Genomic DNA, 20,967 nt, shown 5'->3' on the forward strand with positions numbered 1-20,967 from the left:
GCGCATTCACCTAAAGATTCAGCAGCACAAATTCCAACAGGAGATTTTCAAGATGTCTGACGGCCCCACCTACGGTTTCGACACGCTGCAGATTCACGCGGGCGCCCGCCCCGACCCGGCGACCGGAGCGCGCCAGACACCTATCTATCAGACCACAGCTTATGTGTTTCGCGATGCCGATCACGCGGCGGCCCTGTTCAACCTGCAAGAAGTGGGCTTCATCTATTCCCGCCTGACCAACCCAACCGTCGCCGTTTTGCAGGAACGTGTGGCGACGCTTGAAGGCGGCGTTGGGGCCGTGTGCTGCTCGTCCGGTCACGCAGCGCAGATCATGGCGCTGTTCCCTTTGATGGGACCGGGCTGCAACGTTGTTGCCTCGACCCGACTGTACGGTGGAACGGTCACGCAATTCAGCCAGACGATCAAACGCTTTGGCTGGTCGGCCAAGTTTGTCGACACCGACGATCTGGACGCGGTGAAGGACGCCATCGACGAAAACACCCGTGCTGTGTTCTGTGAATCCATCGCCAACCCCGGGGGGTATGTCACTGATATCCGCGCCTTAGCGGACGTTGCTGATGCGGCGGGCATTCCGCTGATCGTCGACAACACCTCGGCCACTCCCTATCTGTGCCGACCCATTGAACACGGTGCGACGCTGGTTGTGCACTCGACCACCAAATATCTGACCGGCAACGGTACCGTGACCGGCGGCTGCATCGTGGATTCGGGCAAGTTTGACTGGTCAGCAAATCACAAGTTCCCCTCGCTCAGCGAACCCGAGCCCGCCTATCACGGCCTGAAGTTCCACGAAACATTTGGCCCGCTGGCCTTCACCTTCCACGGCATCGCCATCGGTCTGCGTGATCTGGGTATGACCATGAACCCGCAAGCCGCGCATTATACGCTGATGGGGATCGAAACCCTTTCACTGCGGATGGAACGCCACGTTGAGAACGCCCAGAAGATCGCGGCCTGGCTGGAAGCGGATGATCGCGTGGAATACGTCACCTATGCGGGTCTGCCCTCGTCGCCCTATCACGACCGGGTCAAGTCGCAATACAAACGCGGTGCCGGTGCGCTGTTCACCTTTGCCGTTAAAGGTGGCTATGACGCTTGCATCAAGCTGGTCAACGCGCTGGAAATCTTCAGCCATGTGGCCAACCTGGGCGATGCGCGCTCGTTGATTATCCACTCGGCCTCGACCACCCACCGTCAGCTGACGCCGGAACAACAAGAAGCTGCAGGTGCAGGTCCGGGTGTTGTGCGCATGTCCATCGGGATCGAGGATGTGAACGACCTGATCGCCGATCTGGATCAAGCTCTGGCCAAGGCCAGCGCCTGACGATGGCCGAGCACGACACTAACGACCTTGGCCAGCCCATCGGCCTGCCGGTTTCGGGCGAGTTTCCACGCCCGAGCCCGCCGTATACTCCGATGGAAGGACGGTACTGTTCTGTCGTGCCTTTGGACGTGAACAGGCACGCGCCCGGACTTTTCCGGGCGTTTGCCAATGACAGGGATGGTCGCAACTGGACGTATCTGCCCTACGGCCCTTTCGACAACGAGCCTGCGTTCGAAGATTGGGCCCGCGCCACCTGCATGGATGCGGACCCGATGTTTCACACCGTACTGGACGGCAATGACGTACCGATAGGTATGGCCTCATACCTGAGGATCGAGCCCGCTGCAGGCGCAATAGAGGTGGGGCATATCCACTTCTCGCCCCTGTTGCAGCGCAAACCGCAATCGACCGAAGTCATGTATTTGATGATGAGACGCGTGTTCGATGAGTTGGGCTATCGCCGCTATGAATGGAAATGTGATTCTCTGAATGCGCCATCGTGCAGCGCGGCAGAGCGGCTGGGCTTTACCTTTGAGGGGATTTTCAGGCAAGCGACCCATTACAAAGGGCGCAACCGGGATACTGCGTGGTATTCAATCATCGACAGCGAATGGCCGCGCATTCGGGATGCGTTCGAAGCCTGGCTTTCACCGGACAATTTCGACGCTGCGGGCCAACAACGCAAACCGCTGATGGCCCGTGCAAAAGCTTGATCTTAGTCCGAAATCTCGAATTCCATCGAGACACTGACCGAGACTGAGACCTCTCCGCCTGCAACAGGAACCCCGCCTGCATCCGCCATGCTCATGGCGCGCATCTCGGCCATCGGGCGGACACCGGCCACACGTTCCGAGATTGTCTGGACCGGGCCAAGCGTGACACCCGCCGCCTGCGCCAACTGCTCGGCCTTCGCAGTGGCTTCTCCAACAGCTTGCGCACGGGCCTGCGCCTCAAGCGGTTTGGGATCCTGCACACCAAAGCTCAGCCCGCCGAAATCATTGGCACCATCCTGAATGACTGCATCCATGATCGTTCCCAACTGTGTCAGATCGCGAACCCGCACAAACACTCGGTTCGACGCGGTAAACCCTGTGATCTCGGGCTTTTCCCCATTCTGCCCATGCCGCCCCGACCAAACCGGTGACAATGACAAATCACGGGTCTGAACATCGCGGTCTTCGATGCCCATATCGGCCAACCGCGCCAGGACTTTAGCAACCGCATCCGACGTTGCCTGCATGGCCGCTCTGGCCTCAGCGTTTTCGTTGGTCACACCCAGCGTGATCGTCGCCATGTCGGGCGCAGCTTGCACCGTTCCGGTGGCATCCACGGTGATGCGACGTTCTTCCGCATGGGCTGCGCCTGCGGCTGTTGCTGCCATCATCGCAGCCAGAAAAGCGAATGTCTTCAAGGTTATCACTCCAATTTACTCCGTCTCAAAATGGGTTGCCGCCCCATTGTCATGCAAGAGCAGACCCAGCCTTTTTCTTTCCCTCGGCGGGTTCCTGCTTTATTGTCGGTCTGCGAACACAAAGTCGTTTGCATTGACGCTGATAATTATGGTTCCTCCGGATTATGAAACCTGCCTTTGCGCTGTCTTTTTCAACAACCGGAATCTTTCTGCACCACCAATCGGAGGGGGATTGGTACGTCATTGGCTCGATTCCATTGGACGCGCAGGATTTGCCCGAGCAAATGCAGGCGTTGCGGGAAAAAGCATTTGCGCTGGAAAATGACCTGAGCTGCAAGATCGTATTGCCACCTGATCAGGTGCGCTTTCTGGACGTCGAAACAGATGATTTGCCTGACGCGGACCGGACGGCTCGGATTGAAGCGGCGCTGGCCGATGCGACCCCTTACGCTCTGTCCGACCTCAGCTATGACGGCCAGACCACCGGCGGCACAACCCATGTCGCCGCCGTAGCCAAAGAGACATTGGCCGAAGCGCGGACCTTCGCCGTGGGTCATGGTTTTGTGCCGACAGTGTTTACCACGGAAGAAAGTGCAAGCACTTTCCCGCGAGAGCCTGTGTTTACAGAGCAGCCCGATCAACCTGAGCCGTCCCTTAAGACGCAGCGCTCGGAAACTATAGAAACGGATCCGCCACAAGAAGATGACGCTTCCGACCTGCCCGCTCATCCAATTGCGGGCACAGCGGCACCGGATACGTTCCGCGCGCCGGACGTATCCCCGGCCGCACGTGCCACAGCTCAACCTGCCTCAAGGCGCTTTGCCATTCCCGCTTTTGCCGCCGTGGTTTTGCTTGGCGGCGTATTTGGCGCGTGGCTGGCCTCGGGCCCCGCTGAACCGCCAGAGCAAGCCGCGCTGAACCCGATTGCTCCGGACGTATCAGAGCCGCAGCCCGAAGCCCCCGCTGATCCGTTGCCCGAGGTTGCGACAGTCGAACCCGAGCAGAGCCCCCTCGCTGAACCGGCTTTAGAAGAGGCCGAGGAACAGACCGAACAGGCTCAACCAAACCCAGTTGAGTCGGCTGTATCGGAGCCGGAGCCCGTCGTTGATACGACGCCCGAGGTAGCAGCCGTCGCCCCCCAACAAAGCACGTTCCCGGAGCCACAAGTTGACGAGGCCCAAGAGCAGCCCGAGCTATCTCCTACGGATGCGGCGATCCTTGAGGCGCTCAAAGTCGCGCCAACACCGGTCGAGCCGATTGCTCAAGACCCGGAAGCTCCAAAGGAGGTCCTTGCGGAGACAGGAGTTGACGTAACGCCTCCCGCACCCCTGCAAGAGCCTGAAGCCGTTGAGCCGGAAGACCTGTATCTGACGTCAATCGACAAGTCTGATCTGTCCAATGATGCTGTGGCATTGCCGCCTGCATCAAGCTTCGACACGGACGCGCCGTTCAGCCAAGAGGGATTGCCCAGTGCTGCAGGCACGCGGTTCGATCTGGATGATCGGGGGCTTGTTGTCGCCACGCCTGACGGTGCTTTGAACCCGGAAGGCATCACAGTCTATTTGGGTCGTCCATCCAAGGTGCCACCGCAAGCTCCGTTGCGGTTCGAGGAAGAACCTGTTGTTGAAGAGGTCGACGAAAGGCTGGCGGGGCTACGCCCTAGACCGCGCCCAGATAATCTTGAAGAGACGTTTGAACGTCAGCAGCTTGGCGGTCAGTCGCTGGAGGAACTTGCTGGAAAACGACCCAAAGCGCGCCCTGCAGGCATGGAAGCACCAGAAGAGGTCGAAGTACCTGTCGCCGAGCTGGACATTTTGCGCGTTCCCCGCCCCAAGGCGCGACCGGCAGGACTGGTTGCTGCCAGACCGACGGTTGCGAAACCGTCCACTTTGGCATCAACTGCGGCATTGGTAGAAAACTCTGACGACGCGGGATCATTTCAGCCCAAAGCCGTTGCGCCCAAGATCCCGTCAACCGCGTCAGTGGCCCGACAGGCGACAATCGACAACGCCATCAATCTGCGCAAGCTGAACCTGATCGGGGTCTATGGCACACCCGCCAATCGTCGCGCCTTGGTGCGCCTGCCCAGTGGTCGTTACAAGAAACTGAAAGTTGGGGATCGCATTGACGGCGGCAAGGTGATCGCCATCAGTGACAGCGAACTGCGCTATCAGAAAAAAGGCCGCAACGTGACGCTTTCGATGCCCCGCAGCTGATCGCTAGTAGGGAGAAAAACGCCGGAGATTACCCCGGCGTTTCGCGAAAATGTCACGCGGCAGAGATTTCGCCGCTTTCGATCTGCTCACGTTCGATGGATTCGAACAGGGCCTGGAAATTGCCTTCGCCAAAACCGTCATCCCCTTTGCGCTGGATAAACTCAAAGAAGATCGGGCCGATCACGGTCTTTGAGAAGATCTGAAGCAGAATGCGGGTTTCGCCGCCGTCCACGACACCTTCGCCGTCAATCAGAATGCCGTGCTTCATCATGTGATCCAATGGCTCGTCATGATCCGTTACGCGATCTTTCGACATCTCGTAATAGGCGCGGTTCGGGCCGGGCATGAACTTCAAACCGTTCTCGGCAATCGCGTCGGTTGAGGCATAGATGTCTTCGCTGCCCACAGCGATGTGTTGAATCCCTTCGCCCTTGTACTTCTTCAGGTACGACACGATCTGCCCGGTCTCGCCGCGGTCTTCGTTGATCGGAATTCGGATACGGCCACAAGGTGACGTCAAGGCGCGGCTGAACAGCCCTGTGAACTTGCCTTGAATATCGAAGAAACGAATTTCACGGAAGTTGAACAAGTCACCGTAAAACTTGAACCACTTGTCCATGTTGCCCTTGTAGACATTGTGGGTCAGGTGATCGAGGTAATAGAACCCTTCGCCACGCGGCTTGGATTCCTTGATCCACTCAAATTCCTGATTGTAGGGCGACGTATCGTAATACTGATCGATGAAATAGATCAGCGACCCGCCGATACCCTTGATCGCTGGAACATCCAGCGTTTTGTCTGCTGCATCATAAGGTTCGGCGCCCTTCGATACAGCGTGATCATACGCATTCTGTGCGTCGACAACGCGCCAGCCCATCGACGGGGCACATGGACCGTGCTCGGCCACAAATTTATCCGCGAAGCTGTCCGGATCGGCATTCAGGATATAGGTGACATCCCCTTGCTGCCAAAGTTCGACCAGCGGCTTGTCCTTGTGACGGGCCACCAGATCGAAGCCCATCTTGGCGAACAGATCGCGCAGTTCCTGCGGTTCGGGATGAGCAAACTCAACAAACTCAAACCCGTCGGTCCCGGCGGGGTTTTCTTCACTGATCACAGATTTCGGGGCGTTGTGCGGGAAAGGACCCATGGCGCGTCTCCTTTGAAGACAGGAAATTTATTGCTGATTCAAAAATATGACTTTCCAGACGCTGTTTCTGCGCATTGTTTTCGTGTAAACTCATAGTATACGCGCAAAACGCGCATGAATTTCAAAGAAACCGGGATTCTTCCGCACGTGTTGGATGCTACTGACAAACGTCTTCTATCTGCCCTGCAAAAGGACGCGCATCTGACCGCGCATCAACTGGGTGAGATGCTGAACCTCTCCCCCAGCCAGGCAGGTCGACGCCGACAACGGCTTGAGGCCGAAGGCTACATCACGGGCTATGCCGCCCGGCTCGATCCGCTGAAGCTTGGTTTGCAGGTGCAAGGATTTGTTCAGGTTCATTTGGGTACACATGGCCCCGAACAATCCCAAAGCTTTGCCCGCATGGTCGATACCCGCCCCGAAATTACCAGCGCCTGGACGATGACAGGAGAGGCAGATTACCTGTTACATGTCTATTGCGACGATCTTTCCGCGCTCAACAGCTTGCTCCATCAGGTCATCCTGCCGCATCCTGCTGTTGCCCGAGTCCAAAGCCAGATAGTCATGGACCAACTGAAACGCGACGCCCCCCTGCCCACCTGAACGGGCTCACGAGGAGACAAATGGACGATTTTCTATATCAGGCTTCGATCTATCTGGCTGCGGCTGTGATCGCGGTGCCTCTGTCCGCAAGGCTGGGGCTGGGGTCGGTACTGGGCTATTTGGCCGCCGGGATCATCATCGGGCCAGTGTTGGGGCTGGTTGGGGCCGAAACGGAAAACCTTCAACATGTCGCCGAATTCGGTGTTGTGATGATGCTGTTCCTGATCGGGCTGGAGCTTGAACCTCGTGCCCTTTGGGACATGCGAGATCGGTTATTGGGCCTGGGCGGCCTTCAGGTTGTGCTGTCGACTGCCGCGATTGCTGCAGTAGCCATGTACGCAAACCACCCATGGTCTGTCGCGTTGGCGGTCGGATTGACCCTGTCACTGTCATCGACTGCAATCGTCCTGCAGACCCTGTCAGAAAAGGGTCTTATGCAGACAAATGGTGGGCGAGCCACGTTTTCGGTACTTCTGACACAAGACATTGCAGTTATTCCGATCCTGGCGCTATTGCCGCTGCTGGCTTTACCCGCGATGCCTCATATCGAAGCAGATGGATCGATTGATCGGGGGGCTGGTGATCTGCACGCAGCGGGCCATCACAGCCTTTCGCTGGTCGAAGGTTTGCCGGGTTGGGCCGTCACTCTGGTCACGCTTGGCGCAATTGCTTTTGTTATTCTGGCGGGCGTCTATCTTACCCGCCCTCTCTTTCGGTTTATCCACGCGACGCGCCTGCGCGAGATGTATACCGCTTTGGCGCTTATGATTGTGGTCGGTATTTCTTTCCTGATGACGCTTGTTGGACTGTCGCCCGCATTGGGCGCGTTTCTGGCGGGCGTCGTGCTGGCCAGTTCAGAATTTCGCCATGAAATGGAAAGCGACCTTGAACCGTTCAAAGGGCTGTTTCTTGGGCTGTTCTTTATCACGGTTGGGGCCGGGATCGACGTTGCCTATTTCTTCGATGACCCGCTGGACCTGATCGGCTTGGCACTGCTTGTGATCCTTGCAAAAGGGATCATCCTGTTTCTAGTCGGCAAAGCCTTTAAACTACGCGGGCGCGACCATTGGCTATTCACGCTTGGGTTGGCGCAGGCCGGTGAATTTGGATTTGTGCTGCTGGCCTTTTCCACGCAGCAGAACGTTATCCCACCTGATCTGTCACAGAAACTGCTGATGATCATTGCCCTGACCATGCTGATCACCCCCCTTCTGTTCATCATCTATGATCTTCTGTCTCGGAAAATAGGCGACACCGCCAAAGATCCCGAACCCGACGAGATTGACGAAAAAGGCCCTGTGATCATTGCTGGCATCGGACGGTTTGGTCAGATCGTGAACCGGCTGGTACGCGCCAGCGGCTTCAAAACAGTGGTTCTGGACCACGACATTGAAACCGTTCAATTGATGCGCAGGTTTGGGGTTAAAGGCTTTTTGGGCGACCCAACGCGCCCCGAATTGCTACGCGCTGCAGGGTTGGAAAAAGCGTCGGTTCTTGTGGCGGCAATGGACGACCACAAGCAGGTGACGCGGCTGGTTGGGTATGCCAGACGGCAGCGCCCCGACCTGCACATTATCGCCCGAGCCCGCGACCGGACCCACGTGTACGAGCTGTATCAGGCGGGGGCCAACGACATTGTCCGCGAACTGTTCGACAGCTCGCTTCGCGCAGGGCGTTATGTTCTGGAGAACATTGGACTGAGTGAATACGAGGCCGCGCAGGCCGAACAGACCTTTTATCACCACGACCGGACGTCAGTCCGTGATCTGGCCGAGCTCTGGGTTCCCGGAATGCCAACAGCCGAGAACAAGAAATACATCGAGCGCGCTCAGAAGCTGGAAAAGGATCTGGAAACCGCATTGCTTGAATTGGCGGAAGAACACGCAAAGAAATCTGCCTGACCCAGATCAAACCCTGGGTCAGGCAAAACCTTAGCCGTCAGATACGCCCGCTTCGGCGAATGTTGCCATACCAGAATGGCACGCCACTGCGCTTTTGAGAATGTTGATCGCCAGCGCCCCGCCAGAGCCTTCGCCCAGACGCAGACCAAGGCTCAGCAACGGGTCCTTGCCAAGCTTTGACAATACGGCCCCATGCGCCGCTTCCGCGCTTTGGTGCCCTGCAATCGCATGATCCAGCGCGCTGTCTGACAGTTTCCAAAGGCAAGCTGCGGCGGCAGTACAAATGAAACCGTCCAGAATAACCGGAATGCGCAGCACGCGCGCGGCGGCAATCGCCCCGGCCATCGCGGCGATCTCGCGCCCTCCCAGGCAGCGCAGAACCTCAAGGCCGTCCTCTGAGGAATGTTTCGCCACACCCTCAGCCACAACGCGGGTTTTGTTGGCAAGACCCGCGTCATCCACGCCGGTCCCGCGACCGGTCCAATCCTCTGCATCCCCGCCAAACAGCGCGCAGGCGATGGCCGCAGCCGGGGTTGTGTTGCCGATACCCATCTCACCCACAACCAGCAGATCGGCCTGCGGATCAACGGCCTGCCAGCCGGTGCGCAAGGCGCTCAGCAATTCATCTTCACTCATGGCCGGAGCCTGCGTGAAATCCGCTGTCGGCTTGTCCAGATCCAACCCGTGCACATTCATTGTTGCGCCCGCCGCCTTGGCCAACTGATTGATCGCCGCACCGCCATGTTCAAAGTTCATAACCATCTGCACGGTGACTTCCGGCGGGAAGGCCGATACGCCCTGCGCGGTGACACCGTGGTTTCCGGCAAAGACGATGACCTGAGGGGCTGAGATCTGCGGACGCGCATCCCCGCGCCATCCCGCATACCAGATCGCCAAGTCCTCAAGCCGGCCAAGTGCACCGGGGGGTTTGGTCAGTTGTCCGTTACGCTCGCTCGCGCCTTGCACCGCAGCGGCATCCGGGCCCGGAGCCGCCGACAGTGCAGCGCGGAACGCATTCAAATCATTCAGTTCAGGCAGCATGAAAGCCTCATTGCATCAGAGTGGTCCTGTGTGTTTAACCGAAGCACTGAATCCAACAAGACCCCGAAAGGCACGGGCGTGCATAAAAACGACACGAAACTCTTTTCTCTGATGGATATTCCGCTGGCGCTGGTGCTTCTCACCCGCCTGCCCGTGCCGCGTTTGCCTGATCCGGTTTTCTCACGGCAAGCTCAGTCGGTCTGGGCTTTTCCCTTTGTGGGTCTGATCGTCGGAGGGCTTGCCTGCCTTGTGGGGTGGAGCGCGCTTGCATTGGGGCTGCCTGTCATGGCGTCTGCCGGTCTGCTCATGGCCGCACTGATCGCCACAACCGGCGCTATGCACGAGGACGGCCTTGCCGACATGTTCGATGGCCTCTGGGGTGGATTTACCCGCGAACGGCGCTTGGAGATCATGAAGGACAGCCATATCGGGACTTACGGCGTACTTGCCCTGATCCTGTCTCAACTGGTTCGGATCTCGGCCATCTCTGCTTTGCTGACCGCCGGAGCGGTGGGGGCGATCCTATCCGCCTGCATCGTATCTCGGGCGTTGATGTCTGTGGTGATGACCGGATTACCACTAGCGCGCAAGTCTGGCCTGAGCCGTTCGGTCGGCACGCCCCAGGTACCATCCGTCATAGCAGCACTGGGGTTGGCCGCAGCGCTCGCCCTTCTCTTTCTGGGCGCAGGCGCTGTTATTGCCGTGGTTTTTGCGGCTGGCAGCACAGCAGTCATCGCCCTTATCGCCAAGGCAAAAATTGGTGGTCAGACCGGTGACATTCTGGGGGCCACTCAATTGGTCTCCGAAATTACCTTTCTGCTGACCTGTGTCGCTTTGATTTAAGACGCGCCTCCGGTTTCGATCCGCAACGTGGCACCGCAGTGTTTGCAATGCACGGCATCAGGATCATGCCGGAACAAACCGCAGCTTGGGCATTTGTGACGGACTTTCTGAGGCATGAAGATAGCCTGCGCCAGTCGCACAAAGAGAGCCACGCCAACCACCATGATGAAGACCGAAAACAGCTTACCACCTGGCGTGGGCAGGGTGATATCGCCAAACCCGGTGGTCGTCAGGGTCGCCATGGTGAAGTAGAGCGCGTCAATATAGGGCGTTTGCGAATCTGCGGGAATAAAGAACACCAGAACGGCGGTCGAAGTTGCAAAGACAAAAACCATCAGGTTTATGGCGGCGATCACCGCGTCTTCATGGGTGCGGAAGAAATTGCTGTCGCGTCGTAAGTCCCGCAGCAAGTGGTAGGAATGGATCAACCGCAAGGCGCGCAAGATCCGTAAAAACGCAAGATTGCCAGTCAGGAACGGATCAAGCACCAGGGATACGATAACAACGATATCCGCCAGAGTGTAAATCTGGCGCAACAACTTCCAACGGTCCTTGGCGATCCAAAGCCGCGCTGAGAAATCCAGCAAAATCAGAAAGCCAATCAGCAGGCTTGCGACAGTGACGCCCGGCCCGTGAGGAAAATGAGCAGTGGCGACGAAGAAGATGATCGACACAATGTCGAACAGGATCAGGCCGTAGCGAAACCAGACCGAAATCGGGTCATGCCCGATATACAGGTATTTCACCGTTTGCTTCATATCCGCCCTGTATCGTGCTGCATCTAAAGTGAAATTAACGGCAGTTGCACAAATCACCAAGCCACGAAAAAGGCCGCCCCGTTTGGAGCGGCCTCAGGCAGTAACTTGATGCGATCAAGCTGCGCGCGAGGTCAGGACTTCGTCCACCTGCTTCGCGGCCGAAACTTCGCCAGCACCGGACACGGCTGCGACCTCTCGGGTCAGACGCTCTAGCGCGGCTTCGTAAAGCTGACGCTCGGAATAGCTCTGCTCGCGCTGATCGTCGGTGCGATGCAAATCGCGGACAACTTCAGCAATCGAGATCAGATCGCCCGAGTTGATTTTCTGTTCATATTCCTGGGCGCGGCGGGACCACATGGCGCGTTTGACCTTGGCCTTGCCCTTCAGTGTCTTCATCGCCTGACTGATAACATCGGGCGAGCTCAGCGACCGCAAACCGGATTCGGTTGCTTTGTTGGTCGGCACGCGCAATGTCATTTTGTCTTTCTCAAATGAGATGACAAACAGTTCGAGCGAAAAGCCCGCAACTTCCTGCTCCTCGATCGAGATGATCTGACCCACGCCATGGGCGGGATAGACAACATAGTCGTTGGGGCGGAACTCAAGCTTTTTCGACTTTGTCATTCAGTTTTTTCCTTGCTTGCGGACCGGGACACAGACAACAAAAGCACCACATGCGGGGACTGTCTCAGCCCCGTCAGGCGGCGTTTCTGTCACAAATTCAGAACTCCAAAGTGAGCATACTTTCGGAGTGCATCCCAATCTCGGTCATCATACAGGTAAGGAGTATACCACAAAAATATGACACCCGAAAGTTTACCCTACGGGAATTTTTCGAATTACACGCACCTTCAACAGGTTACTTCGTGCCAGACGTCAGGCTGCAGCCGCGAATCGCTTAACCGCCTTCGCCGGGCGCCTCAGAGAAATACTTCTCCATTTTGCCCTCTTCACCGTCGCGCTCTTCAGCGTCGGGAAGCGGATCTTTCTTAGTCACAATCACCGGCCACTGTTCCGAGAACTTGCGATTGAACTCGACCCATTGCTCCATTCCCGGCTCAGTATCCGGGCGGATTGCGTCTGCCGGGCATTCAGGTTCACAAACGCCACAATCGATGCATTCATCCGGGTGAATAACCAATGTATTCTCACCTTCATAGAAACAGTCCACCGGGCACACTTCGACACAGTCGGTGTATTTGCAGGCGATACAGTTTTCGGTGACAACATAGGTCATGAGCGGATTCCCGTTTGCGGTTTGTTCGACTAGCTAATTCAGTCTGGCCCGCTCTTCAAGATGGGATCAGCGATCTTCTGTGCGAGAAAGATCAAGAGCGCGCCGATCCTTCTTGGTTGGACGACCTTTTCCCTCAAAACCCGGATTCTTAGGCGGTACGTCCTGCTTTTCGGTCATATCGAAATACAGCGTTTGCGCCTCGGGGGCCGGACCACGGCGGTCCCCGAGTTTTTCGATACGCACAACACGCACTATTCGCCCTTGCGGAAAGGTCAGAACGTCACCCGGACCTACAGCCTGTGCCGGTTTCAACACCCGGATTCCGTTCAATCTGACATGGCCGCTGCTGACCTGTTTGGCGGCCAGGCTGCGGGTCTTGAAGAACCGCGCCTGCCACAACCATTTGTCGATCCGCAGTTTGGCCTGATCCATGACGGATCAGTTGCCGTCCTTCAAACCCATCAGCGCCGCAGCGAACGGGTTATCGGGATCAATGGCTTTTTCCTTCTTCGGAGGCCGTGCCGAGAACGATTTCGCGCCCTGTGGTTTGCCGCCCTTCTTACCATGCGGCTTGCCACGACCGTCCTGCGGTTTACCACGCGGTTTGCCTTTGCCCTGCCCCTGCTCGCGGCGCGGGCCACGGTTTTGCTGGCGTTGACGGCCCCAGGTGAAGGTATAGAAAACCTCGGCCTCAGGCTCATCCGGTGCGGCGTCAGGTGCTGGTGCCTCGGCTGCCGCCTCGGTGCTTGTCGTGGCCTCGGCTGACGCCTCGGCGGTTGCGGCGGCCTCTTCCGACGTAGCCTCAGGTGCCGCAGAATCTTCGGCGGCAGGCTGTTCCGCCGCTTCCGCCGCAGGTTGCTCAGCGGCGACCGCTTTCACCTTTTCACGCTCGCCACGCTCGGCCTTGTAGCCCAGGCCCTGCATCAGGTCTGCGAATTGTTCCAACGTCATGCCGGTGATCGACAGCATGTCCGGCTTGGCTTCGAACCCGCCCCGGCTGTCTTCGGCGCGCAGCATATCGGCCAGACGTTCCAGCATATCGATCCGGATCGAACGCTCGCCCGCATCACGGTAGCCACACATGGTGTCATAGCCCTGCGGCGCATCCTTGGCGACTGGTACAGTGACCAGACCCGGAGGTGGCGCTTCGGGGAATTCCTGCAAACCGCTGGACAACGCCCACAGCACCAGACGCAAGCGCGTGGGTGCGGGTTTCAGCAGCAGAGGCATGAAGATCGTGAACTGGCCAAAGCGGATGCCATGCTTGCGCAGCGCGCCACGGGCATCCTGATCCAGATCCTTGACCTCTTGCGCGACCTGCGCACGCGGCAGAACGCCCAGCGCTTCGACCATGCGGAACGCGAACCCTTTTGCCAGACCGGTCAGTTCTTCATCGCGAGACAGGTTCAAGAGCGGTTCAAACAGAGCCGCCACCTTACGGTCGATGAAATGCTGCAACCGGCGCTGCACTTTCTGTTCGACATCCGGCCCTGCGGCCTCGTCCACAAAAACTTCGACCATTGGCTTGAGAGGTTCCGCCCCGGCAACCAGTTTGCCGACGGCATATTCGCCCCACATCAGGCCACCCTGATCCGTGAAATCAATTTCGGTATCGGGCGCATTATAGAAGCGATCGGCGCGCAGATGGAATTGCGGCGCGAGTGCTTGCAAAGAAGCCGATTTCAAAGCTTTCGCCTCGGTCCCTTGCGCGCTTTTGTCCGGTGTAAACCGGAACCCTTCCAGACGACCGACGAATTCGCCTTCGACGGTCACTTCACCCTTGTCATTTACTTCGGCCAAAAGGGCCTCCTTCTGTTTGAGCCGGCGCAGCAAAACAGATGTACGCCGGTCCACAAATCTCTGAGTCAAACGCTCATGTAAGGCGTCTGACAGTCTGTCTTCTACAGTGCGCGTTTCGTCACGCCAATGCGATTCGTCACGGACCCAGCCGTTTCGTTGCGCAACATATGTCCAAGTGCGAATATATGCCAACCTTTTGGACAGCGCATCTATGTCACCCTGGGTCTGGTCGATACGACGAATCTGCCGCGCCATAAAATCATCCGGGATCGATCCGCGCTCGTGCAGGTGACCATAGATCACTTCAAGCAAGCTGGCGTGTTCTGCGTGGCTGATGCCGCGAAAATCGGGGATTCGGCACACGTCCCACAATAAACGGATCGATTGCGGGTCGCTGGCGCGGGCAACGATCTCGGTCACTTGTGATAGGGATTTCAGCGCATTCAGGTCGTCCGCAGGGCGTGCTTTGATCAGATGCTCGTCATTTGGGTTGGCCTCAAGCGAAGTGATCAGCGCGTCGATGGAGCCAAACCGCAAGGCGGCATTCCGCCAGTTCAGCTTTTTCATCGGCGTAAAGCGGCTGTCCATGATGGCCTGCGCCACGCCTTCATCTAACGGCGGAGCCTCGCCCGTCACGCCAAAGGTGCCATCAGACATCCCACGACCAGCCCGGCCCGCAATCTGCGCCAGTTCGTTCGGGGCCAGCGGGCGCATCCGGCGGCCGTCAAATTTGGTGAGGGATGAAAACGCGACGTGGTTCACATCCAGGTTCAGCCCCATCCCGATGGCGTCGGTGGCAACCAGATAGTCGACCTCGCCATTCTGATAGAGGTCAACCTGAGCGTTGCGCGTTCGCGGGCTGAGCGCGCCCATGACAACCGCCGCCCCCCCTTTTTGACGGCGCAGCAATTCCGCGATGGCATAAACATTGTCGACCGAAAATCCGACGATGGCGCTGCGCGCGGGCATCCGGCTGATCTTTTTGGACCCTGTATAGACAAGCTGCGACATCCGTTCACGTCGGACGAACTGCACTTCGGGAACCAGCGCCGCGATGGGGCCGCGCATGGTATCCGAACCCAGGAAAAGCGTCTCGTTCGTGCCACGGGACCGCAGCAGACGATCGGTAAAAACATGACCACGTTCGGGATCGGCACAAAGCTGGATTTCGTCGATTGCTACAAAATCTGCTCCCATGCCTTCGGGCATGGCTTCGACTGTGCAGACCCAATATTGCGTGCGCGGCGGCACGATGCGCTCTTCGCCCGTGACCAAAGCCACAACCGACGGTCCGCGAATAGCGACAATCTTGTCATAGACCTCGCGTGCCAACAGCCGCAGCGGCAGGCCAATCACGCCGGTTCGGTACCCCAGCATCCGTTCGATTGCGTAATGGGTTTTGCCTGTGTTTGTCGGGCCCAATACGGCCACTACTCGGGATGACCCGTTCACCATTGCCCCCTGCCCCGGACCTTACAGCGCTGCGCCTTCAACTTGAGGCTTCAGTCGATTCACCGCATTGGTTACTTCTTCGTGGTGGGGATGTATAGCCAAGGCCCGCGAATAAGCATCATACGCTTTCTCAGGCTCTCCTACGATTTCAAAGATCAAACCAAGCCCATAAATCGCTTCGTAGTGGTTGGGGTTGAGGGTCAGTACATGTTCAAGATCGGCGGCTGCCATGCCAAACCGTTCGATCCCGAAAAACGCCGAAGCGCGTACATGCCAGCCTTCGGCGAACTCGGGCGCATGATCTGTCAATGCCGTCAGGTGATCCAGCGCGGCATCTATGTCCCCGTCTTCAAGCGCTTCTCGACCGCGCTCCAGCAGTAGATCCGCGGAGGCCGAGCCGGATTGCGCCCACAAGGCTTGCAGCTGCCGGTCCAGGGCCATTGCTTGTTCGGGTGTCGATTGGGCAAGTTGCTGCAACAGCGCGTCTTCATCGCGCAAATCCGCCTGCTGCGCGAAGCAACTGGTGGAAAACGTGACCAGAAAGGCAAGTGCCGCAACGGTACCTTTGAGATTGTGGATTGCAATGCTCATAACAATAGTCAGTGTAGCGTTGCGACCGGGGATGTCCATTCACGGCGCACTAACAAAATGAGGAAAAGCATGAGCGAGATTCTTGAAAAGGCAGCAGCCGCGCTGAATGAAAAACTGGAAGGCGGCGCGTTTGATGCTTCGGCCAAGTTTGCAATCGCCGATCTGGGCGCAATCGTTCTGGATTCTGACGGTGCCCGTGTCAGCGACGATGACGCTGATGTCACCATGAGCGCCGACGCCGACACGTTCGAACAAATCCTCAGCGGTGAACTGAACCCCACCGGTGCGTTCATGTCCGGTAAATTGACCATTGACGGCGACATGGGCGTTGCGATGAAGCTTGCGTCGGTGTTGGCCTGATGGAATTGACGCCGGCCCCTTTCTTTGAAGACGTGGCCGGCGGTCCCGCCGGTGGGAATGCCCATTGGGTGATGACCTCGGACCAGATTCGAATCCGCGTTGGCCATTGGCTGCCTGAAGGCGAAGCACAGGGCACCGTGCTGATGTTTCCCGGTCGAACCGAATACATCGAAAAATACGGAAGCACCGCTGCCGAGTTCATCCAACGCGGTTTTGCCATGCTTGCTGTTGATTGGCGTGGTCAGGGACTGGCAGATCGCTTGCTGGACGACCCTCGTGTCGGACATGTCGATCAGTTTACAGACTATCAGCGCGACGTTCAGGCCACGCTTGACCTTGCCCGAACGCTTGATCTGCCGAAGCCCTGGTTCGTAATCGGACACTCGATGGGGGGTGCCATTGGGTTGCGCGCCGTGATTGAGCAGAAGTGCTTTGCAGCCTGCGCCTTCACCGGTCCGATGTGGGGCATTTTCTTTACCCCGGTTATGAAACCCCTCAGCCGCGTAACGGCCTATTGGGGCACAGCGCTTGGTCTTGGCGAAAAAACGCCACCAACCACAACGCTGGAAAGCTATGTTCTGTCGCAACCCTTCGAGGGCAATATGCTGACCCGCGATCCGGCGATGTTTCGGATGATGCAGGATCAATTGAAAGCCCATCCTGAATTGGCGCTTGGGGCACCCTCGAATCTTTGGTTGCGCGAATCGCTGGACGAATGTGTCTGGCTGATGGAGCAGCCCGCACCTGACACACCTGGCCTGACCTTCCTTGGCAGCCATGAACAAATCGTCGACCGCAAGGCCATACGCGCGCGCATGAAAAACTGGCCAAACGGTACACTCGTAGAAATCCCAGACGGCGAACACGAAGTGCTCATGGAGGCCCCTGATGTACGCGGGCCGGTTCTGGATCAGTTGGCCGCGCATTTTCTGTCCAATCGAACCAGTTAAACTGCGATCCGAAAACCCTGCTTCCGTCTGGCCTCTTGTTGGACTGGCCGCTTGTGATCTGCGCGCACCAGCCCTAGATGTTTGCAAAAGCTATCTACAAAAGGTGATCCATGCGCGACCTTCCCTTTCCTGTCCGAGACGCAAACGCAATGGGCGGTGCCGACAATCTTGGCAACCTTCCGGAATGGGATCTGAGCGATCTCTACACCTCGGAAGACGCACCCGAGCTTGAGCGCGACTTGGGCTGGCTGGAAGGCGAATGCGCCGCCTTTGCCGCAGACTACGAAGGCAAACTGGCCGATCTGGACGCAGACGGCTTGCTGGCCTGTGTGTTGCGCAACGAAAAGATCAACTCCATTGCCGGCCGCATCATGTCCTTTGCCGGTCTGCGCTATTATCAACTGACCACGGATGCCGAGCGCGCCAAGTTCCTGTCGGACATGCAGGAAAAAATCACGATCTTCACCACGCCGCTTGTGTTTTTCACGCTAGAACTCAACCGTATCGACGATGACGTGCTCAAGGCGCATTTCGACGCCAATGCCGATCTGGCCCGTTATGAGCCCGTTTTCCGCCGCATCCGTGCGATGAAGCCCTATCAACTATCCGATGAGCTGGAAAAGTTCCTGCACGACTTGGGCGTTGTCGGCGATGCGTGGGAACGTCTGTTTGATGAAACCATAGCCGGGCTGACCTTTGACGTTAATGGCGAAGAACTGAACATCGAAGGCACCCTGAACCTGTTGACCGAGCAGGATCGCGCCAAGCGTGAAGCGGCCGCGCGGGAACTGGCATCGGTGTTTCAGGACAATATCAAGACCTTTGCCCGTGTCCACAACACCCAAGCCAAGGAAAAGGAAATCGTCGACCGTTGGCGCAACATGCCCAGCGCGCAAACCGGGCGTCACCTGTCGAACGATGTAGAGCCCGAAGTGGTCGAAGCGCTGCGCGAGGCGGTTGTGGCCGCCTACCCCAAGCTGAGCCACCGTTATTATGAGCTGAAGCGTAAATGGCTGGGTCTTGACGTGATGCAGGTCTGGGACCGCAACGCGCCACTGCCTATGGAAGACTCGCGTGTTGTCAATTGGGACGAGGCGGAAAAGACCGTCATGGACGCTTACAATGCCTTCGATCCACGCATGGGAGAGATCGCATCGCCCTTCTTCTCAAAGGGCTGGATTGATGCAGCGGTGAAACCCGGCAAAGCGCCGGGTGCTTTTGCCCACCCGACAGTCACTGACGTCCACCCCTATGTGATGCTCAACTATCTGGGCAAACCGCGCGACGTGATGACACTTGCACACGAGCTGGGCCATGGCGTGCATCAGGTGCTGGCCGCCGATCAGGGTGAGATGCTGTCCTCAACCCCGCTGACACTTGCTGAAACAGCGTCTGTCTTTGGCGAAATGCTGACCTTCCGCAAAATGCTGGAACAAGCCGAAACCCAAGAGCAACGCAAAGTCCTGCTGGCCGGTAAGGTCGAGGACATGATCAACACAGTGGTCCGCCAGATCGCCTTCTACGACTTCGAATGCAAGCTGCATGCGGCCCGTCGCGAAGGCGAACTGACCCCGGATGATATCAACGCCCTGTGGATGAGCGTTCAGGCCGAAAGCCTCGGCCCCGCGTTTGAATTCATGGACGGGTACGAGACGTTCTGGGCCTATATCCCCCACTTTGTGCATTCGCCCTTCTACGTTTACGCCTATGCCTTCGGCGATGGCCTCGTGAACGCGCTGTATTCTGTTTACGAAAGCGGCGCGGACGGGTTCGAAGACAAGTATTTCGAAATGTTGCGCGCCGGTGGGTCCAAACATCACAAAGAGCTTCTGGCCCCGTTCGGCCTTGACGCAAGCGATCCAAAATTCTGGGACAAAGGTCTGTCGATGATCTCGGGCTTTATTGATGAGCTGGAAGCGATGGAGGGGTGATTGCACTCCAACCTTTGAACCGCAATGAGGCAAATCGGGTCGCGGGTATCACGCTGCGGCCCGATCAGTTAAAATTCGCGGGTACTGTAGAAGAAGCTTTGGCCGAGCCTGCGGAACGGTTCGATCTCCATCAAATAATGCTGAACCAACGCCCTGTGGGCCTGTTCAAAATCGATCGCTTTTACTGGCAAGACTATCCTTTTGCCTCTCAAAACGATCTTGGATTAAGGGCTGTTATCCTCGACCATAGCGTTCAGGGCCAAGGGCATGGAACCGCCGCCATGCGCGAGTTGAGGACATACCTGCCTGCATTGTATCCGAAGGCGAACGCTCTGTTTTTGACCGTTAACCTCGAAAATCCCGTTGCCGTCGCTGTGTATCGCCGCGCTGGTTTCGAAGAGACCGGAGATATCTGGCCTCATGGCGAGGCCGGGCCCCAATACATAATGTCCCTGCCCTTATCAGCAACGGCAGTGTAGCGACGAACACCTATTCCGCTTTCTTCATTGATGTCAGAAAGATAGCCCCTACGATCAGCGTCGCCCCCACGATGGCATGCGGCGTGATTGTTGCGCCCAAAAACAAGGCCGAATTTACAAAAGTAAACACGACCGAAGCTGCAAATAGCAAAGTCGCTGTCAAAGTCGAAACCCGCGCGGCGGCCTCGTACCAAAGATAGTAGGCCAACGCGGTTGGCAGTACACCCAACAAGATCAAAAACAAAACGTCGTTAGCCGTTGGTATTTGCAATGAAAAGGCGGCCATTGGTATCAGCAATACTCCTGAACAAAGGAAAATGCCGAACAGGAAATTCAGTCTCTCTCCTGTTGATTTCGAACTGCGCATTGCACGGCTGCTGGAAATTAGAAACACGGCCCAACTGAGGCCCGCACCGATTTCCAGAAGATCACCGAACAACGGTTCGCCACCCCCCTGAAAATCCCGGTAAACTGTTAAAAAAACGCCAAAAATTGCAAGTGCCGTCGCCAAAACGTCTATGCGCGTCACCTTCGTATCTGCAAAGAAATAGAGGAAAACCAGAACAAAGAACGGCGCGGTATTCTCGAGCACCATCGCATTTGCCGCTCCTGTGTGCTCAAGGCCAATATGGAACAGGATGTAGTTGACCACAGTCGCCAGTACCGCCAGACGGAAATTCCAATCGCCCAGTTGGATCGACACAGAAACCCGCATCACCCGCAACATGCAATAAATCGCCAGAGCGGCGATAAACAGGCGTGTGACAGCAATCTGTAATCCGCCCAGATCACTTGTTAGATAGCGCACGATGACACTGTGCGTGCCCCAAAGGAACGCCGCCAGAAACCCCAGGACCAGACCGTTTTGCATCAGTTTGGTTCCGAGCATCACTGAGCCG

General features: G+C 57.3%; 20 protein-coding genes. 10 read left to right on the forward strand and 10 right to left on the reverse strand.

Going from position 1 to position 20,967, the window contains the following annotated elements; all coding sequences use genetic code 11:
- Nucleotides 1–52 precede the first annotated feature (52 nt).
- Nucleotides 53–1,345, forward strand: coding sequence for an O-acetylhomoserine aminocarboxypropyltransferase/cysteine synthase family protein (locus tag ACR3EH_RS02160; protein WP_171182781.1), 1,293 nt, complete (start codon nucleotides 53–55; stop codon nucleotides 1,343–1,345).
- 2 nt (nucleotides 1,346–1,347) lie between these two features.
- The gene (locus ACR3EH_RS02165; RefSeq protein WP_171182780.1) at nucleotides 1,348–2,058 is read left to right on the forward strand and encodes a GNAT family N-acetyltransferase; all 711 of its coding nucleotides are present in this window, start codon (nucleotides 1,348–1,350) and stop codon (nucleotides 2,056–2,058) included.
- 2 nt (nucleotides 2,059–2,060) lie between these two features.
- On the opposite strand, the gene ACR3EH_RS02170 is transcribed toward ACR3EH_RS02165, so the two are convergent.
- A complete protein-coding gene (locus tag ACR3EH_RS02170; protein ID WP_371732064.1) occupies nucleotides 2,061–2,765 on the reverse strand; it encodes an SIMPL domain-containing protein in 705 nt (234 codons plus the stop codon).
- A 155-nt stretch (nucleotides 2,766–2,920) separates the two neighbouring features.
- Here ACR3EH_RS02170 and ACR3EH_RS02175 point away from each other — a divergent pair, with 155 nt between their 5' ends.
- Nucleotides 2,921–4,972, forward strand: a complete 2,052-nt coding sequence (locus tag ACR3EH_RS02175; protein ID WP_171675498.1) for a hypothetical protein — start codon at nucleotides 2,921–2,923, stop codon at nucleotides 4,970–4,972.
- A 52-nt stretch (nucleotides 4,973–5,024) separates the two neighbouring features.
- Here ACR3EH_RS02175 and hppD read toward each other — a convergent pair whose 3' ends face one another.
- Nucleotides 5,025–6,122, reverse strand: coding sequence for a 4-hydroxyphenylpyruvate dioxygenase (gene hppD / locus ACR3EH_RS02180; protein ID WP_171668038.1), 1,098 nt, complete (start codon nucleotides 6,120–6,122; stop codon nucleotides 5,025–5,027).
- 147 nt (nucleotides 6,123–6,269) lie between these two features.
- Between hppD and ACR3EH_RS02185 the strand changes: the two genes are divergently transcribed.
- Both ACR3EH_RS02185 and ACR3EH_RS02190 read left to right on the forward strand, forming a co-directional pair.
- Nucleotides 6,270–6,725: an Lrp/AsnC ligand binding domain-containing protein gene (locus tag ACR3EH_RS02185; RefSeq protein WP_171091132.1), complete on the forward strand. Its 456-nt coding sequence runs from the start codon at nucleotides 6,270–6,272 to the stop codon at nucleotides 6,723–6,725.
- A 20-nt stretch (nucleotides 6,726–6,745) separates the two neighbouring features.
- Nucleotides 6,746–8,626 carry a monovalent cation:proton antiporter-2 (CPA2) family protein gene (locus ACR3EH_RS02190; RefSeq protein ID WP_171089464.1) on the forward strand — a complete coding sequence of 627 codons (1,881 nt, stop codon included), beginning with the start codon at nucleotides 6,746–6,748 and terminating at the stop codon, nucleotides 8,624–8,626.
- Between the two features lie 30 nt (nucleotides 8,627–8,656).
- On the opposite strand, the gene cobT is transcribed toward ACR3EH_RS02190, so the two are convergent.
- Nucleotides 8,657–9,667, reverse strand: coding sequence for a nicotinate-nucleotide--dimethylbenzimidazole phosphoribosyltransferase (cobT, locus tag ACR3EH_RS02195; RefSeq protein ID WP_171182777.1), 1,011 nt, complete (start codon nucleotides 9,665–9,667; stop codon nucleotides 8,657–8,659).
- Nucleotides 9,668–9,745: 78 nt separating this feature from the next.
- On the opposite strand from cobT, the gene cobS reads away from it, so the two are divergent.
- Nucleotides 9,746–10,510 (forward strand): adenosylcobinamide-GDP ribazoletransferase, encoded by a 765-nt coding sequence (gene cobS, locus ACR3EH_RS02200; protein WP_371810723.1) that lies wholly within the window; start codon nucleotides 9,746–9,748, stop codon nucleotides 10,508–10,510.
- Here cobS and ACR3EH_RS02205 read toward each other — a convergent pair.
- The 6 genes from ACR3EH_RS02205 to ACR3EH_RS02230 all read right to left on the reverse strand — a co-directional run bounded on the left by ACR3EH_RS02205 (nucleotide 10,507) and on the right by ACR3EH_RS02230 (nucleotide 16,387).
- A complete protein-coding gene (locus ACR3EH_RS02205; RefSeq protein ID WP_171089459.1) occupies nucleotides 10,507–11,268 on the reverse strand; it encodes an ion channel in 762 nt (253 codons plus the stop codon). The genes cobS and ACR3EH_RS02205 overlap by 4 nt on opposite strands.
- 114 nt (nucleotides 11,269–11,382) lie before the next feature.
- Nucleotides 11,383–11,892 (reverse strand): CarD family transcriptional regulator, encoded by a 510-nt coding sequence (locus ACR3EH_RS02210; RefSeq protein WP_171089457.1) that lies wholly within the window; start codon nucleotides 11,890–11,892, stop codon nucleotides 11,383–11,385.
- Between the two features lie 274 nt (nucleotides 11,893–12,166).
- Complete coding sequence (gene fdxA, locus ACR3EH_RS02215) at nucleotides 12,167–12,505, reverse strand: ferredoxin FdxA (RefSeq protein ID WP_074735041.1); 339 nt, start codon at nucleotides 12,503–12,505, stop codon at nucleotides 12,167–12,169.
- 66 nt (nucleotides 12,506–12,571) lie between these two features.
- Nucleotides 12,572–12,937 carry an RNA-binding S4 domain-containing protein gene (locus ACR3EH_RS02220; RefSeq protein ID WP_171182774.1) on the reverse strand — a complete coding sequence of 122 codons (366 nt, stop codon included), beginning with the start codon at nucleotides 12,935–12,937 and terminating at the stop codon, nucleotides 12,572–12,574.
- Nucleotides 12,938–12,943: 6 nt separating this feature from the next.
- Entirely contained in the window at nucleotides 12,944–15,760 is a 2,817-nt protein-coding gene (locus tag ACR3EH_RS02225) for a helicase-related protein (protein WP_216600391.1), read from the reverse strand.
- Between the two features lie 18 nt (nucleotides 15,761–15,778).
- Entirely contained in the window at nucleotides 15,779–16,387 is a 609-nt protein-coding gene (locus tag ACR3EH_RS02230; protein WP_171646813.1) for a tetratricopeptide repeat protein, read from the reverse strand.
- Nucleotides 16,388–16,417: 30 nt separating this feature from the next.
- Between ACR3EH_RS02230 and ACR3EH_RS02235 the strand changes: the two genes are divergently transcribed.
- The 4 genes from ACR3EH_RS02235 (at nucleotide 16,418) to ACR3EH_RS02250 (ending at nucleotide 20,068) form a co-directional block, all read left to right on the forward strand.
- Nucleotides 16,418–16,708 carry an SCP2 sterol-binding domain-containing protein gene (locus ACR3EH_RS02235; protein WP_171089449.1) on the forward strand — a complete coding sequence of 97 codons (291 nt, stop codon included), beginning with the start codon at nucleotides 16,418–16,420 and terminating at the stop codon, nucleotides 16,706–16,708.
- Nucleotides 16,708–17,658, forward strand: a complete 951-nt coding sequence (locus ACR3EH_RS02240) for an alpha/beta fold hydrolase (protein WP_171182770.1) — start codon at nucleotides 16,708–16,710, stop codon at nucleotides 17,656–17,658. Before ACR3EH_RS02235 ends, ACR3EH_RS02240 begins: the two co-directional genes overlap by 1 nt.
- Before the next feature lie 110 nt (nucleotides 17,659–17,768).
- Complete coding sequence (locus ACR3EH_RS02245) at nucleotides 17,769–19,589, forward strand: M3 family oligoendopeptidase (RefSeq protein WP_171182768.1); 1,821 nt, start codon at nucleotides 17,769–17,771, stop codon at nucleotides 19,587–19,589.
- Nucleotides 19,586–20,068 carry a GNAT family N-acetyltransferase gene (locus ACR3EH_RS02250; protein WP_171182766.1) on the forward strand — a complete coding sequence of 161 codons (483 nt, stop codon included), beginning with the start codon at nucleotides 19,586–19,588 and terminating at the stop codon, nucleotides 20,066–20,068. The genes ACR3EH_RS02245 and ACR3EH_RS02250 overlap by 4 nt, the downstream gene beginning before the upstream one ends.
- 10 nt (nucleotides 20,069–20,078) lie before the next feature.
- Here ACR3EH_RS02250 and ACR3EH_RS02255 read toward each other — a convergent pair whose 3' ends face one another.
- Nucleotides 20,079–20,957, reverse strand: a complete 879-nt coding sequence (locus tag ACR3EH_RS02255; protein ID WP_171182764.1) for a DMT family transporter — start codon at nucleotides 20,955–20,957, stop codon at nucleotides 20,079–20,081.
- Nucleotides 20,958–20,967: the final 10 nt, after the last annotated feature.

The organism is Ruegeria sp. BG7, assembly GCF_056535685.1.